Origin of the sequence: Bacillus cereus group sp. BfR-BA-01380 (assembly GCF_022663535.1) — a bacterium.
In the GTDB taxonomy this organism is placed as follows: domain Bacteria; phylum Bacillota; class Bacilli; order Bacillales; family Bacillaceae_G; genus Bacillus_A; species Bacillus_A cereus_BB.
Map to the genome: position 1 here is coordinate 30,945 of NZ_JAKUFS010000008.1, position 16,590 is coordinate 47,534.

The following is a 16,590-nucleotide window of genomic DNA, read 5'->3' on the forward strand; positions in this document are numbered from 1 at the left end:
TGAAAAGGAAATAAAGTGAAACTTCCGTCAGTGGGGGTTTTCTTCATCCCCCACTGACGGTTAGTTGAACCAATCGGGCTTTTACGGGCAGTAAGACCCCCACCTATCTTCTTTGCTTCTCTCTGAATCTTGAGGTGGGGGTCTTACTGCCCGTTAATGCGGGATAAAATAAGAAAAAACGTTGCAATCAATTGATTCAACGTTTTTTTCTTAAGGGTATTTTTCTAGTATTATATATCGATTTACGGACTGATGGATGTGACTTTTCTCCAACATATAATTGGAGTTCAGCCCATCGCCATCAATCTAAGAAAAGCGAATACCACAAAACGAAAAAATGACACCTCAAGGTGAAAATGTACATTTTCACCTTGAGGGCATTCTAAATTATTAAGGTGATGGATGTTTTCATAACCTAACTCGCGGTATCTGTAAAACTATAAAGAATTTTACACAAAAGGTACTCTTTTGAGTACCTTTTTCTGACTTGATAACCATTCTACTTTCATTGCTTTTTTGATAATTAAACCGATTTAGAATTCAAAGCTGCTGTTTTTTTTATTGTTTCTTTAATAATTTTATATGTTGCTGGAGCCTTCGTTGCCAACTCATTTTTTGTATCATTATTTAGGTAATAATACGCAAAAGCTTCTGCAAAGTACTCCTCTGGATTAGAAAAATATTGACCGCCTAGAAAGCTTTCTTGCTCTAGTTTCTGAATATCGGTGAATTCTTTAGAATGACTAAAATTATTCAAAGCAGCTCTATCAATAGCATGTCCTATTTCATGAAGTTCTAAATTAATTGCGCTATGCCCCATTCCTGTAGCGCTATAACCAATTCTTACTACTACAGGTTTACCCGGAGTCGATCCTAAACCAGGCACATCATCCCATGTCATTTGCTCACCGTCTGCATTTGTTATTCCTTCCCATCCACGTGGTATAACACCTTTCAACCATTGGTATTCTGGAGTATCTGTCATTTTTTTATTTGTTAATTTAATCAACGTCCCATTTTTCGCCATTGTCTCAAGCAGAACTGGATTAATTTTTTTAATTCTATTCACCATATTTTTTGCTTCTGTAAAATCAGCTTCTGTTCCGTCAAAAATAATGACGTTTTGTTTTAAATTTAATTTTTTATTTAGAGCAACCTCGCGAATGTTTTGAACATTTTCTTTAGCAGACGTAGTCACTTCTGCATGGACTTGCGGAATATTAGATAGTGATGTATAAGATATCCCCATTAAAGTTAACATTGAAACAATTATAGCTTTTGTACGTACTTGTTTTGTTATCATTTTACCTTCTTCTTTTCTTTTTTATCTATTTTGTTTTCTAAAAGGTCTTGAATGACGGAAATAAAATAAAATCTATTATTAGGAAGTGTCATTACGGACTAGAGTAGAAACCCCGTCGCTAGGCCTATAAGCTTTCTTGAATATCTATCATTTTTATGGTTCCAAATCCTTCACTTTTCAGCATTTTGCATTGCTTCTAAAAATAAATATTCTTGATGTTTTTTCCTTCTGCATTACAATCCGTTTTGTAGTTTTACAAGTTTAATAGTTTAATAAGTATTAGTATGGCTTTATATAAACATTAAAACATGGATGAAATGTTATATTAATAAATAAAAATTAACAAATCAGATACTGTCAATATTTTTGTGTAAATGACTTTTCAACCTTCCCAGATAGAACGCCACTTTTGATATAAAAATAACTTTGTTCATATATAAGTGCATTTGTTATTGGTGATTCACGTACGTATCAAACCATAAATGGATATATCCAGCTGTAATACGCTGTGCTTCTATTAAACGTTTTCCTGTTACCGGTGTTACTTCCGCACGCCATTTATCAGCAGCGTCTTGTGATACAGCTGCTTTTAGGAACCAATTTTTCGTACTACCATTAACAATTGATGGATAATCAGCTTTTGCTGCAGCCGCTGAAGCATGAACCCAATCTTCTGGATTTGCACTTTTCCAGTTCCAATAACCGTTTCCATCCGTTACTCTATAATTATCCTTCACTGTATCGACGAAGTTTTCATATTTTGAGTGGAAGCCAAATGGATGCGAAACGTTAGTAAAGTTTGCTGCATGCATTGGTTGGTTAACATCCCCTAAATAATGAAGTGATAATCCTAAATAAAAGAATGCATTTTGCATATCTTTATTTCGATAAGCTTCACCAGCTAATTTAAAATATTTCGCTCCTGTTTGCTTTGCTTGTTTAGCAAATGGAATATACGTCTTTCCTGAATCAGGATCATAGAAGTGTGAAGCGAATGTGGAATTATCATAGTATGGGTTTTTATAATCCGCAGAGTAAATACCTTTCTCTAGATCAGTACGCCATTCATTTAATAGAGCTGTCTCATTTTGCTTCACAACAGTCGTATTTTGGGACATAATATCAATGGCTCTGTTTACAATCCATAAATGAGAACTTACTCCTTCATTATGTACCGATTCTGCTGACCATCTTTGAGCAATAGGTGGATCAACTTGCCCATCACCTTCATGTGCGAACGCCACACTTTGAATAGGAGCTGTTAAAGCAATTACAGAAGCTATAGCTAAAATTTTTCTTTTCATACATATTCCTCCTTATTCTCACAATTGTTCCTACCATCGAACAACGTAATATTAACATCTGATGTTAAGTTTGTAGATAGCTTTTAACACATATGCAAAATTGCATATGTGAATTAAATTGTATAAGAGATGAAATTAAAATATAAAGAATTACCAGATCTTAATACTCAAAAAAGAGGAAGAAATAATATGACAATCGTAATGGAAATTTTGAATTTCCCTTCAATAAGACAGCATTTGCACCTATTACTTTTAATAGAATACGATCTATATATCCATCTTATTTTTCTGACATGTAAGTCGCTGCTATGCAGAATACACCATGACCGCTTCCATGCATGGCCAGATGCTCTCGCCCTCCTAGGAAAGAGGCTTTTATATCATTTTTTCAACTTATATAACAAAGAAAAAAGCACCCTATTTGGATGCTTATAGTGTAAGTATCTAAACTTATTCATAAACGAATTACAGACAAAAAAATATATATTACTACTTACTGTCATCCGTCATGTCTTCGGGTGAAATTAATGAGTGAATCCATGGCCTAATTGCTGTTTAGCCATCGCTACTAAGCGTTTTGTGATTTCACCACCAACAGAACCGTTTGCACGAGATGTTGTATTTGCGCCAAGCTGTACACCAAATTCTTGTGCAATCTCATACTTCATTTGATCAATTGCATTCTCAGCACCTTGCATCAATACTTGATTATTATTTCTGCTATTCTTGTTTGCCATATTGTTTCACCTCCTACGGTTTTAATATGCTACGAAACATGGAAAATATACATTCCTTTTTATGGTAAATAAATATTTGAAAGTTTCCATTCATGTTTAAACAGAAAAGCAAAAAGAACTTGTAGTAATCACTACAAGTCCTTTTTGCGATAATAGTAGTAAGAATAAAACAAACTATTTTAACAGGCAAAACAGGGAAAATGCCTGGGTAATCATTTAACAAGTTTATTATATAACAAATATTAACATTTAAAGTCTGTAATTTTGAAAATTATGTGAATTTTTAAAATTAAACAATTTATTTCACTTTTATTTATTCAAAAACCTTTTGTTCATTATACGAATGTCTGCGAACAAAAAACGCCATGAATAGAAAATTAACTTTCTCAACCTCATAAAATTGAATCTTATGTATTTTTTGGTAAAATATACATATATTCTTTTTCGTTTGAAGTTCTATATTGTATCTCCTTTTCCGGAACGAACAAACTATGCCAATAGAATTGTTCGTTTTTTTTATACTTGGGGGCAGTGAAATTCCTTTAACTTGACTACAAAATAATTAGTTTTAAAATGTTAAATTTCCACAAACGATAGGTAAGGAGAGATGGTCATGTCAAAAGTTCTTGTTATAGGCTTTCCGGGTGAGGGACATATTAATCCAACCCTAGCAATCGTTGAAGAATTGATACGTAAAGGAGAAACGGTAGTTTATTATTGTGCTGAACAATATAGGGACAAGATCGAAAAAACAGGAGCATCATTTCGTTATTATGAAGATTTCACTTCAGAAATGGATGTTATGAAAAAAATAGATGAAGGGCACAATCCTTTAGAAATGATCCATCGAATCATAAACGTTACAGACAAAATAGTACCTACAATTTTAAAGGAAATAAAAGAAGAAAACTATGATTATGTAATTTACGATAATCATTTTATAGTAGGGAAGATTATTGCTAATATATTAAAATTACCTAAAATTTCTTCTTGTACTACTTTTGCTTTTAATCATTATATGTCTTTTGGTTCTACGTCTAAATTAGATGAAATAACGAAAAGTTCTCCAATGTATCAGGCGTGTTTAGATACGATGCAGAAATGGGAAAAACAATACAATATTGTTTGTAATAATTTATTCGATATCATGAACCAACCAGGAGACATTACAATCGTATTTACCTCAAAGCTATATCAACCACGTGCAGAAGTATTTGATGACTCGTTTATATTTGTTGGGCCTTCTATTAGTCCACGAAAAGATGTTAGTCATTTTCCAATTGAAAAGCTCAAAACAGAAAGGGTAATTTTTATTTCTATGGGTACCGTATTCAATCAGCAACCAAAATTCTACGAAAAATGCTTTGAAGCTTTTCAAGATATAGAAGCTACTGTTGTTCTAGCAGTCGGAAAAAAAACAGATATTAACCAATTTAAAAACATTCCTTCCAATTTTTTGGTATACAATTATGTACCGCAATTAGAAGTTTTGCAACATACAGATGTATTTATTACACATGGCGGAATGAACAGTTCCAGTGAAGGATTGTATTTTGGTGTTCCACTTATCGTTATTCCTGTTGCTGCTGACCAACCAATCGTTGCAAAACGAGTGGAAGAAGTAGGAGCTGGCATTCAATTAGATCGTTTACAGCTTACTGCTACAATACTACGTGAAGTAACAGAACAGGTACTAAGTAATAAAGAATTCTCTCAAAACAGTCATGCAATAGGAAAATCCCTTAAAGAAGCTGGGGGCTATAAAAAAGCAGTAGATGAAATATTTAATTATAAAAATAAAATTTTATCGACTCGATAGTTGCATAGTTGTAGGATCTCAAATACATTGCGATAGGTTAAAGAAAAACCACACCATCTCTAAACTTTTAGAAACAGTGTGGTTTTCATTTTATCCCGCTATTCGCGGGCAGTGGGGGATGAAGCCCCCTACTGATGGAAGTTTCACTTTATGCTAACGCAGATGCTTGATCTTGTTGATCGACCGGCACAACCGCATCTGTTAATGCTGCGTCTAATTCAGCTATATACTTCAGCTTCTCTTCTCCGCTCCAGTTTAAAGCTGCTGCCATGTAATTGATAACTGCGTCTTTCCATTTATATACCCAGTGAATATTGAAGAATACTGCTCCCATACGGCGTACGAAGAAATCGACTGGTTTTGTTGTCATTTCGAACTCCATTGCGTATACGAGTGGAAGAAGTACGTCAAGCGGCATATTATGGCGCTCTGCTTCTCCTTTATATTCTTTCGCTAATTCGAAGAGTACATCAACGTTTGAACCGTAGAATTTTGCGAATTGCTCTGCTTGTTCTACTGTTAAACCGTATTTTTTTCCTTCTTGTGCTTTTTTCGCTATGAACGTTGGGAAGTTTTTCGAACCGCCAACATGACCGCCAGAGATTGGCATATGTTTCGTTGCACTTTTTGGATATGAACCGAGCCCTTCTTTTTGCATGAGAGATGTTACGTAGTCTACAACCATCTCTGCCATTTTGCGGTATCCTGTTAATTTTCCGCCAGCAATTGTAATTAAACCAGATTCAGAAGTCCAAATTTCATCTTTACGAGAAATTTCAGATGCGCTCTTTCCTTCTTCATAAATTAATGGACGAACGCCTGCCCAGCTTGATTCAATATCCTTCTCTGTAATGTTTACAGTCGGGAACATGTAGTTAATCGCGTTAATAATGTATGTGCGATCTTCTGTCGTCATTTTTGGTACTGCTGCATCTTTATCATAGAATGTATCTGTTGTACCTACATATGTTTTACCTCCGCGCGGAATCGCAAATACCATGCGTCCATCTGGTGTATCAAAGTAAATTGCTTGCCCTAATGGGAAACGTTTTTGATCAATAACAAGGTGAACACCTTTTGATAACTGCAGTACTTTCCCTTTTTTCGAATTATCTTTTTCACGAAGTGTATCTACCCAAGGGCCTGATGCGTTGACAATCTTTTTACCGTACACTTCATATACAGTTCCGTCTAATAAGTCGACTACACGTACGCCGCATACTTTTCCATCCTTGTATAAGAAGCCGTCTACTTTCGCATAGTTGACTGCTTTTGCACCATGTTTAATTGCTTCTTTCATCACTTCAATTGTTAAACGCGCATCATCTGTACGATATTCTACGTAGTAACCGCCGCCTTTTAACCCTTCTTGTTTCACAAGCGGTTCTCTCTTCATCGTTTCTTCGCGGCTAAACATTTTTCTGCGCTCGCTTTTCTTAACGCCTGCTAGAAAGTCGTATACACGAAGACCGATTGATGTACTAAATGCGCCGAACGTACCGCCTGTATGGAATGGAAGCAGCATCCACTCCGGCGTTGTTACGTGAGGGCCATTCTCATATACAATGGCACGTTCCTTCCCAACTTCAGCTACCATCTTCACTTCAAACTGTTTTAAATAACGTAAACCGCCGTGAACAAGCTTTGTAGAACGACTTGATGTACCTGCCGCAAAGTCTTGCATTTCAAACACAACTGTTGATAATCCGCGTTTTGTCCCGTCTAATGCAATCCCTGCCCCTGTAATTCCTCCGCCGATGACAATCACATCTAATTCTTGTTTATTTACTTCATTTAAAACATCTTGACGCCCGTTACTTGAGAATTTCATAGTAATTCCTCCCTTTCATTACGAAAAAAAGAGACCACAAACATCACCATAGAATCACTTCTATAGCGTGTCGTGGTCTCTCCAAATCTCCTACCGAATTATTAACTTATCATCATTATAACACTGTTTATACTTATTTAAAAGCTTTCGTTGCTTCAATTGCTTTTTTCCAGCCAGCATATAGCTCTTCACTTGTACCCGCTTCCATTGCTGGTGCAAAGCTCTTATCCATATTCCACTGCGCTGCGATTTCTTCTTGGTCTTTCCAATATCCAACCGCAAGACCAGCTAAATATGCTGCTCCTAAAGCTGTTGTTTCGTTCACTTCTGGACGCTCTACTGGCACGCCTAAAATATCACCTTGGAACTGCATTAAGAAGTTATTTTTCACTGCACCGCCATCTACGCGTAATGTTTTTAACTCAATGCCAGAATCCGCTTCCATCGCACATAATACATCTTTTGTTTGATATGCTAACGATTCAAGCGTTGCACGGACAAAATGCTCTTTCGTCGTACCGCGTGTTAAGCCAAATACCGCACCGCGTACTTCACTATCCCAGTACGGTGTTCCAAGTCCAACAAATGCAGGTACAACATATACACCGTCAGTTGATTCAACGCGCGTTGCATACGCTTCACTGTCACTTGCATCTTGGAACATACGCAGTCCATCACGCAGCCACTGAATTGCAGATCCCGCTACGAAAATACTACCTTCTAATGCGTATTCTACTTTTCCATTTAAGCCCCATGCGATTGTTGTTAATAGACCATGCTCAGATGCTACTGCTTTTTCACCTGTGTTCATTAACATAAAGCAGCCTGTTCCGTATGTATTTTTCGCCATACCTTCACCGAAGCAAGCTTGGCCGAATAATGCCGCTTGTTGGTCACCTGCAACACCTGCAATCGGTACATTTTGACCGAAGAAATGATAATCAACTGTATGACCATATACTTCAGAAGACGGACGTACTTCTGGAAGCATGCTTGCTGGTACTGTTAACATATCAAGAAGTTCTTCGTCCCATTTTAACTCATGAATGTTATACATTAATGTACGAGATGCATTCGAATAATCTGTTACGTGAACGTTGCCGCCAGATAACTTCCATACAAGCCACGTATCAATTGTTCCGAATAATAACTCGCCGCGCTCCGCTTTCTCTCTTGCACCTTCTACGTTATCTAAAATCCATTTTACTTTCGTTCCAGAGAAGTATGCGTCAATTAAAAGACCTGTTTTTTCGCGAACCATATCGCCATAGCCTTTTTCTTTTAACTCATCACAAATTTCCGCCGTTTGACGAGATTGCCATACGATTGCATTGTATACAGGTTTACCTGTTTCTTTTTCCCATACAACTGTTGTTTCACGTTGGTTTGTAATCCCGATACTCGCGATTTGCTCCGGTTTTACCTCTGCTTCACTTAAACAAGTTGCAATAACCGCTAAAATAGATCCCCAAATTTCTTGCGGGCTATGCTCAACCCAGCCTGGCTTTGGAAAATGCTGTGTAAACTCTTTTTGCGCAACATGTACAATTTTACCTTCTTTATTAAAAAGAATCGCACGTGAACTCGTTGTTCCTTGGTCTAATGAAAGAATAAATTTTTCCATGTTTATTTCCCCCTTATGCTACTTTTCTACTATTTGTATTTTTCCCGCTCTGTTTGCTTGTCATATAAGAGATTGCTAGAACAATCACTGTTGCAATAGCTACATAGATAAGTGCTGAATTTTGCTTTCCTTCAAATACAACTTGATGGAATAATCCCGCTAATGATCCGCCTAAAATCGGTCCTACTACTGGAATCCATGCATATTTCCAATTCGATCCGCCTTTTCCTGGGATCGGAAGAAGGAAGTGTGCAATACGAGGTCCTAAGTCACGTGCTGGATTGATTGCGTAACCAGTTGTTCCTCCTAATGATAAACCAATACTTACAATTAAGAAACCTACAATAAACGGATTTAAACCATCTGCAAACTTATTTGCTCCAATTGCTAAAATACCAAATACTAGAATAAAAGTCCCAATCATTTCACTTAAAAGGTTTGCAAATGTGTTTGGAATTGCTGGTCCTGTTGCAAATACGCCTAATTTTGTTCCTGCATCTTCTGTTTCTTTCCAATGTGGTAAGTAATGTAAGTATACAATACATGCCCCAATCATTGCCCCAATCATTTGTGCTGCAATATAACCTGGTACGTCGCTCCAAGGAAATGCTCCTTTAAACGCAAGTCCAATTGTTACTGCTGGATTTAAATGCGCTCCGCTAATCGATCCAACTGCATAAGCAGCTATCGAAACCGCTAAGCCCCATCCCATCGTAATCACAATCCAGCCTGAATTTTGTGCAAATGATTTCTTCAAACTAACACCAGCACAAACGCCGCCGCCGAGAATGATTAGTAACGCTGTCCCTATTAACTCCCCTAAAAATGGTGACATATAACCCCTCCATAATCAAATTAAAGCGCTTTCAGTGAAAGAGAAGAATTGAACTTTCAAAAGAAAAAATCCACAAATACAAGCTTCTACAAAATCATAGAAACAATGAAATGTGGATCTCTTCTTTTCTCCGTCACATTTATTAACTTGTCTATAATGTTAAACCCATTTGAAAGCGGTGTCAATTGATTTTTTTCATATTTTTGTCACTTTTTATGAAAATGTTTCCATAGTTCTTTTTTCGATGTGGTAATCGCTGTTGCACCGGCTGCTAGCGCCCTTTCCACATCATCCACGGTACGAATAAATCCACCTGCTAAAATCGATAATCCAGTCCGCTCTTTCATTTCCGCAATGACGTCCGCTAAAGCCCCTGGAAGCACTTCAATGTAGTCTGGCTTTGTCTTTTCTAAAAGGGCACAACTCTTTTCCATTGCACTAGAATCAATTAAGAAAACACGTTGAATCGCAACGACACCTTTTTGCTTCGCTTTCATAATCACACTAGACTTTGTAGATAACACACCGTACGGACGAAACTCTTGGCATACATATTCCGTTGCATACGCATCACTTTGCAAGCCGTGAATTAAATCCACATGTAAAAAGACTTTTTTACAATACTGCTTTGCTAATGCCACAACACTTTTCAACTGACCGACATGAATATCTAAAATTACAATATATTCATAGGAACTATGTAATAGTTTCTCTAAATCTTTTATTTGCCGAACCGCTGGTAATATTTTCTGTTCATGAAATTCCATTCGAAAGTCCCCTTTTTTATATCTTCCTATTTCTTATAGTACACAAATTAAGGAAAAAGGAAAGATGGGACCTTTTCTTTTTAGCTGCACTCGCTGACTTGAGAGTCGAATATTGTCGAGGAATCTTTAAATCGTGTCGAATCGCCGATATATTTTAAATTGCGGTCGATATATTTGTAAAAAGCGTCGATATATTGCGAAAAGCGCCGATATCAGTGGACACGAAAAAACGGGACTGATCGTCAGTCCCGTCCAATGACTTATTTTGTAGCGCCTTGCGTTGAAACTTGCCACTCTACGCCGAATTTATCTTTGACTTGGCCATATAATGGACTCCAGAACGTTTCTTGAAGCGGCATGATAACTTGGCCACCATCTTGTAATTTTTCAAACACTTCTTTTGATTTTTCTGCATCTTGTATATGAATAGCGATAGTCACTTGTGATCCAGTTTGATGTGGCTGACCCTGGAATGTGTCAGAGATCATCAAATCCGTATTACCAATTTTTAAATGCGCATGTAGCACACGGTCTTTCGCCTCAGCAGGAATCCTGAATTCCGGATTTTCCGGCATGTCTCCAAACGTTTGAAGGCTTACAACTTTTGCATCCAATGCATGTTCATAAAACTTAACAGCCTCTTGTCCATTACCATTTGTCACTACATACGGGTTAATACCTAAAATCATCACAAGCACCTCTTTCTAAAATGTTTAACATATGTAACCAAAAATCAGAACATACGTTTCTATAATTTTATCATATATGACATGTTTGTGAAACTATTTTACTTCGTTCGTGCAATGAAAAAAATCGACATCTTTTTATCTCACATTTCGTGCTAAGCAAATTCCAAGTCATGGTACCATCTTCATTTTTGTAGGTGCCCACTTGCTGGTTACCTCCATTACCCCTATTTCAGCCATTTGTTCATTTAACGTATTTCCGAAATTCATCTCCACCTTAAACTTGACTATGCCCTGCTCGTTTTGAAGGTGGTATTTTCTTGCCCATTTCCCGATAAAGTGAAACTTCCATCAGTGGGGGGTTTTCTTCATCCCCCACTGATGGTTAGTTGAACCAATCGGGCTTTTACGGGCAGTTATCCCCCACCTATCTTCTTCGCTTCTCCCTCAATCTTGAGGTGGGGGTCTTACTGCCCGTTAATGCGGGATAAAATCTGTGATTGACAATAAGGCTCTAGCTATGATAAAAATATTAATCTATTGATTAGCGTAAGAAAGTTAGGGTTTTTCTTACGGAAAATGTCTTATATAAATCTATTTAAATTTTTCGACATATAAGTCGCTGCTATGCAGAATACAACCTGACCGCTACTATACACGGCCAGATGCTCTCGCCCCCCTAAAAGGAAAGGGGGTTTCATGTCGTCTTTTTGATTTGGATTTATATAGAATATAATTTCTTCGTTTTGTCCGCGTAACTCCACCTAACAAATATATACATGAAATCTGTTAGATTCACAGTTATTATAGAGGATAGAGAAATTAATACTATCGTACAATTGGAAACAACTTATAGAGGAAAAGAGGTTTATTCGCATATGATTCGTTACAACAACCAAGAAAATTTAAAACAAATCTTTACGTTAAAAGGAACAATTATAAAAGACATCTTTAAACAAATCATTTTTTATACATGTGTTTCTATTTGTATTGTCCTTATTAACTATTACTTTGGAATACATATAAATTCGACTCCATGGGTTATTGTAGGGGGAGCTTTAGGCTTATTATTAGTATTTCGAACAAATACCGCATATGATCGATATTGGGAAGGAAGAAAACTATTTGGAGGAATCGGTAATTCAACTAGAAATTTAGCAGTAAGCTTTTTATGTTACTGGGATTCTAAAGGAAATACTATGGATAAAGAGAAATTAAAGTTTCTACATTTATTAATTGCTTTTCCAAAACTAGCTAAACAACATTTGAGAGATGAAAAAGATCTATCCGAAATAAAAGATCTATTAGAACTATGTTCGGATAAAGAGAAGGAGATGTTGGTGAGATCCAACTATTTACCTCTTACTATAATTTTTATGTTAAAAGCTGTAATAACAAAAGGATTGAAATCCGGACAACTTCCTCCCAATACCTTACTGAATATGGAAGATGAATTGGATAACCTGTTAAATTCTATAGGCGGCTGTGATCGCATTAAAGCAACACCCATTCCCTTTGCATATTTTGCACATATTAAAAGTTTACTTATCATTTTTTGCGGGACTTTATCAATTGGGCTTGTTGATAGTATGGGATGGTTTACAATTATGGCAACTATGTTTATTAGTTTTGCATTTTTAGGAATTGAAGCAATAGGAGTTGAAATTGAAGATCCATTTGGTCAAGATTTCAATGATCTTCCATTAGAAGGAATTTGTATGGGAATAGAAAAACACTTACTAAACTTATATGATCAAAGTGATTTACTGGAATTACCCGTTTCAAATTCCGATAAAAAAGCCATATAATTTTTAATCTATTACAAATAATCAATTCTGATTTTATAAAAGAAGAATCTATCCTAGGTTCTTCTTTTTATTTTGTTTAGAAAGGTGTACCTTTTGAGATGGTATGAAGCATAAAAAATATGTGTTAATAAATTGCTGTAAAAGATATTCTGCTAGGCATTATCTCTGTAATTGTTGCTTCTTTTACTTATCTACTCGGCAATCGTAAAATGATGGAAATTTATAGAGATCGTTTGGATGCTTATCAACACAAAATGGTACGCAAATTTGCATACATGGGAAAGTTCCCTTATTTGTATAGCAGAATCACTTGTTTCGTTTAAAGGAGCTTGGGAGAAGCTCAGTTTAATCAATCTTATTTTTTTAACACACCTAAGCGATTTGTTCTTCACTTATGAAATGCTTGTACCAAATATACTTCGGAACTCATACATTGCTTAAAATTCAAAAAGTGATTTAATATCAAATTCGACATTTTGGTTGTATTAAAAAAATAAAATATACAGTTTAGAGGGTGTTTTGCATATATATTAGCGATAAGCCTATCTTACTTTCAATATCTTTCAAAGCAATTACAAAAGTCTTTCATTGACTTTAAAAGAGTTTAACTAATATGTCTATTTTTTTGTGATTAAACCGATGAATTTTAAAAAAGACTCTCCGAAGAAATAAGCTCTATTACAACTTTAAAGTAATAATTCTTATAACTTGAAAAGTCTTATCTATCGTTTTATAAAGTGAAACTTCCATCAGTGGAGAGTTTTTTCATCTCCCACTGATGGTTAGTTGAACCAATCGGACTTTTACGAGCAGTGATCCCCCACCTATCTTCCTCGCTTCTCTCTGAATCTTGAGGTGGGGGTTTTACTGCCCGTTAATGCGGGATAAAAAACCCTTATATCAAATTAAGATTTATAGAATACTCTTGCAAGGTCCTTTATACCATCTTCATCTATATGCCACTTATTGTCACCATTACTATGCATTTCAATTTTCGCTGACTCTTCAGTAGAAGATACTTCTGCTTCAGGCAATAGCGAAGACATGTAATCAAATGATTTCTTTGCTAATTCTTGGTAAGTCATACTAGGATTTTCACTTCGAATGCTTGTTTGCTTGTCTTGAACTTTCGTTCTTATACTTGAAAAAACAAGCGGTTTTGATTTTATCTCAACTTCTGCGGTTTTCCCATCTTTATCCACGGATACTACATTCGTTTCAAATTTCACATTTTTTTGTAGTGCTGTTTTGAAATTTTTAAAATAATTATTCATGGATTCTTCTGTAATACTAGATAACCCTACAGACGCTCCGGATGAGGTAACAGATTTCTCAAGCATTTCATTGAACTTCTTACCATCTTCCCCTGTTAATTCAGTCATTTTATCTAGATCTTTATCATAAAAACCTGCATTTAAGTAAGCTGTTAATGCTTCTGCTGGTCGATTCAATTCTTTTCTTTTATCTGCAAATCCCTTACTATCAATCGTAAATGTTGTTTTTTCCTCTTTCTCATTTTCATCTTCTATATCAGGACGCTTTTTATAGACTAATTCATATGATGACGCTTCTTTAACATCAAAATATATTACACCTGATACTTTTTTATTAGGCTCTATATCTTCTATATTGAAGAGATATTCCCCTTCTACATATTTCGAATATGACTTCATTTTTTCGTCTTTTACATATACTGAAAAATCATCATTTGAGACTCTTAAACTTTTCTTTCCTAGGTTTTTTACGCTAATGTTTACTTTCAGTACCTGACCGTTTATTGTTTTTTTGTCAATATTAGGCAAAGCGTATTCCGCACCTTCTATTGTTAATTCATAGCTTTTACTCTTTTTGCTTTTTTTAACGTTCTTATCTTTTGATACACTTCCCTGCTTTACTTCTGCTGAACCTTCCGATGAATTACAAGCGCTTAACCCACCTATAGTGAGTGCCGCTAGTAAACTCGCGCTGACTAATTTCTTGAAATGCAAATTACTCTCCCCCAACCTCTTTTTCTATTTATTATCAAAACAGGTAATATTATACCATATTTCCATTTAATTATTTTCACATAATTGACAAATTATATATTTTTTCTTTCTTAATAATAACCAGCCGTAAAAGTATATCATCTGAATCCTCTGTATACTGTTTTTCATAGGGAAGGACTTTCTTCACCGATATCCCCAAAATAATCGTTTTTGATTCAAAATTAAATAATCTTACAAAAATAGACCTCTTTGTAAAAAGGTCTATTTTCGCAAGATTATTACAGTATCAAAATATATTAACCTCAACCATGATTTTTCTATCGTAAGGATAGTAAAAGGGTTGCTGTCATAAACCGCAAAGTATAATCAAATAAAAATATAAAAAATACACTGTGTACTTTTGGTTTGTTTTAATTAGATTTCTGTTGTAAAGTTCGAAATGCTAATGCACCTGAAACGATTTGTAAAACCACGGGAATCAATAATATAAATACTGATAATAATAACGATATTATACTTAATACAATCATACAAACACCATAAGCTATATTATTTACTTTATTTACACAACAAGCTAATACTAATAGTCCTATTTGAATGATTAAGGCAATGCTAAAAAGAATAATCATAACTTCACTACCTTCAGAATTAGCATAGGAAACACTATCCCCATAAGTAGAGTAAGCACTATCTCCAAATTTAGCGTAGGAAACAAGACAAAATCCAATAAATAAAGATAATAGGCAGCCAAAGATTCCTCCGATTAAGCCAGTTATAAATTCTGCAGTGCGCTTCAAATTACAATACCTCCCTTCAAAAATAGTATTCAAGTTAACTCTTTTTACATATATTAACTATTATTTTATAATATCAAAATATTGCAAATTAATCCAATAAAATATCTATCCCGCATTAACAGGCAGTAATACTCCCACCTCAAAATTCGGCGAAAGCATTGTCCAGCTTCAGTGGCTAGAATGTTCGGCGGGAGATAAACTGCCCGTAGACGCCCGATTGGTGAGGGCTGATAATCAGTGAGGGATGAAGAAAACCCCCACTGATTAAAGTTTCACTTTATTGTTAATAATTTCAATATACAACATATATCATTCGTTTCTATCCATGCTGATCTGCGCTTTCTTCTTCGCTCGAATTCATGTACTCTTACTCATTCCTGTTATTTCTTCAATTTATTTATAAGAATACTTTTTTAATAAGGCTAATGCGTGTTCAATTTGCTTTTTATTAACTTTCTTAGGTCGGCCTTCTCTAAAATCCCCACGCAACTTTGCAATTGCTTTTCCTTCTTGGGTACGTTCTACTATTTACAGCAATACTGGCACTAGACAAAATAATCAATAGGTAAAAAAAGATTCGTTAGTTTAATAAAATTTTGCATCTTGGAATGCAGTATTTAGTTCGATAGAAGTTGTAAACGTCGTATATAATGCTATACCTGCTAATATAACAAGAATTGCACCGTCTCTTTTAAGTATTTGTTTGTTCTTCTTGTAGAAAATTAGTGCTATTAAAACAACAATCAAAAAGTATGATACAGATAATATTATTTCAAATATTTCCCTATGAATATCTCTAACAGCAGTTCTAAAATGTCCCAACTCTTCGGTATTATCCTTATTTTCTTGGAAAGTAGATAAGTTGTCTCGATAACCACTTTTCCAAGTAAAATTGTCTTGTTCTCTTATTACAGTGTATTGATAACCACCAGCTTTTTCTTTGTCTATAACAAATGGCGAATTTGCAGACACATTTGCAACAAGAAAAGGAAAAAACGGAATAACCATAGAAAATATTACCAAGAACTTCTCTTTCAAAGCATCCTTCCTTCTTGAAATATGGCAGCCTGTAGCTTACACACGAAATTGTT

13 protein-coding genes and 2 pseudogenes are annotated in these 16,590 nt (G+C 35.3%); 3 read left to right on the forward strand and 12 right to left on the reverse strand.

Annotated elements, in window-relative coordinates:
• Positions 1–523: 523 nt before the first annotated feature.
• The 3 genes from MR076_RS09595 to MR076_RS09605 form a co-directional block, all read right to left on the reverse strand.
• Positions 524–1,303, reverse strand: a complete 780-nt coding sequence (locus tag MR076_RS09595) for an anthrax toxin lethal factor-related metalloendopeptidase (protein WP_242220059.1) — start codon at positions 1,301–1,303, stop codon at positions 524–526.
• Positions 1,304–1,752: 449 nt separating this feature from the next.
• Positions 1,753–2,607, reverse strand: a complete 855-nt coding sequence (locus MR076_RS09600) for a phospholipase C (protein ID WP_242220061.1) — start codon at positions 2,605–2,607, stop codon at positions 1,753–1,755.
• Between the two features lie 524 nt (positions 2,608–3,131).
• Positions 3,132–3,344: an alpha/beta-type small acid-soluble spore protein gene (locus MR076_RS09605; RefSeq protein WP_242220064.1), complete on the reverse strand. Its 213-nt coding sequence runs from the start codon at positions 3,342–3,344 to the stop codon at positions 3,132–3,134.
• 613 nt (positions 3,345–3,957) lie between these two features.
• Here MR076_RS09605 and MR076_RS09610 point away from each other — a divergent pair.
• Positions 3,958–5,163, forward strand: a complete 1,206-nt coding sequence (locus MR076_RS09610; protein WP_242220067.1) for a macrolide family glycosyltransferase — start codon at positions 3,958–3,960, stop codon at positions 5,161–5,163.
• A 148-nt stretch (positions 5,164–5,311) separates the two neighbouring features.
• Here MR076_RS09610 and MR076_RS09615 read toward each other — a convergent pair whose 3' ends face one another.
• From MR076_RS09615 to MR076_RS09635, 5 genes are all read right to left on the reverse strand, one after another.
• Entirely contained in the window at positions 5,312–6,994 is a 1,683-nt protein-coding gene (locus MR076_RS09615) for a glycerol-3-phosphate dehydrogenase/oxidase (RefSeq protein WP_242220069.1), read from the reverse strand.
• A gap of 133 nt (positions 6,995–7,127) precedes the next feature.
• Entirely contained in the window at positions 7,128–8,618 is a 1,491-nt protein-coding gene (gene glpK / locus MR076_RS09620; protein ID WP_242220072.1) for a glycerol kinase GlpK, read from the reverse strand.
• A gap of 13 nt (positions 8,619–8,631) precedes the next feature.
• Complete coding sequence (locus tag MR076_RS09625; RefSeq protein WP_242220074.1) at positions 8,632–9,453, reverse strand: MIP/aquaporin family protein; 822 nt, start codon at positions 9,451–9,453, stop codon at positions 8,632–8,634.
• A gap of 206 nt (positions 9,454–9,659) precedes the next feature.
• Entirely contained in the window at positions 9,660–10,220 is a 561-nt protein-coding gene (locus tag MR076_RS09630) for a glycerol-3-phosphate responsive antiterminator (RefSeq protein WP_242220076.1), read from the reverse strand.
• Positions 10,221–10,480: 260 nt separating this feature from the next.
• The gene (locus MR076_RS09635; protein WP_242220080.1) at positions 10,481–10,909 is read right to left on the reverse strand and encodes a VOC family protein; all 429 of its coding nucleotides are present in this window, start codon (positions 10,907–10,909) and stop codon (positions 10,481–10,483) included.
• An 875-nt stretch (positions 10,910–11,784) separates the two neighbouring features.
• Here MR076_RS09635 and MR076_RS09640 point away from each other — a divergent pair.
• Entirely contained in the window at positions 11,785–12,714 is a 930-nt protein-coding gene (locus MR076_RS09640; protein WP_242220082.1) for a bestrophin family protein, read from the forward strand.
• Positions 12,715–12,845: 131 nt separating this feature from the next.
• Positions 12,846–12,962, forward strand: a pseudogene (locus MR076_RS09645) (multidrug resistance efflux transporter family protein); the annotation flags it as partial.
• Positions 12,963–13,619: 657 nt separating this feature from the next.
• On the opposite strand, the gene MR076_RS09650 reads toward MR076_RS09645, so the two are convergent.
• The 4 genes and pseudogenes from MR076_RS09650 to MR076_RS09665 form a co-directional block, all read right to left on the reverse strand.
• Positions 13,620–14,702, reverse strand: a complete 1,083-nt coding sequence (locus tag MR076_RS09650) for a DUF5105 domain-containing protein (protein WP_242220084.1) — start codon at positions 14,700–14,702, stop codon at positions 13,620–13,622.
• Positions 14,703–15,112: 410 nt separating this feature from the next.
• Entirely contained in the window at positions 15,113–15,499 is a 387-nt protein-coding gene (locus tag MR076_RS09655; protein ID WP_242220087.1) for a DUF4064 domain-containing protein, read from the reverse strand.
• A gap of 393 nt (positions 15,500–15,892) precedes the next feature.
• Positions 15,893–16,027 (reverse strand): annotated as a pseudogene (locus tag MR076_RS09660) (recombinase family protein); the annotation flags it as partial.
• A 57-nt stretch (positions 16,028–16,084) separates the two neighbouring features.
• Positions 16,085–16,537, reverse strand: coding sequence for a hypothetical protein (locus MR076_RS09665; protein ID WP_242220089.1), 453 nt, complete (start codon positions 16,535–16,537; stop codon positions 16,085–16,087).
• Positions 16,538–16,590 lie beyond the last annotated feature (53 nt).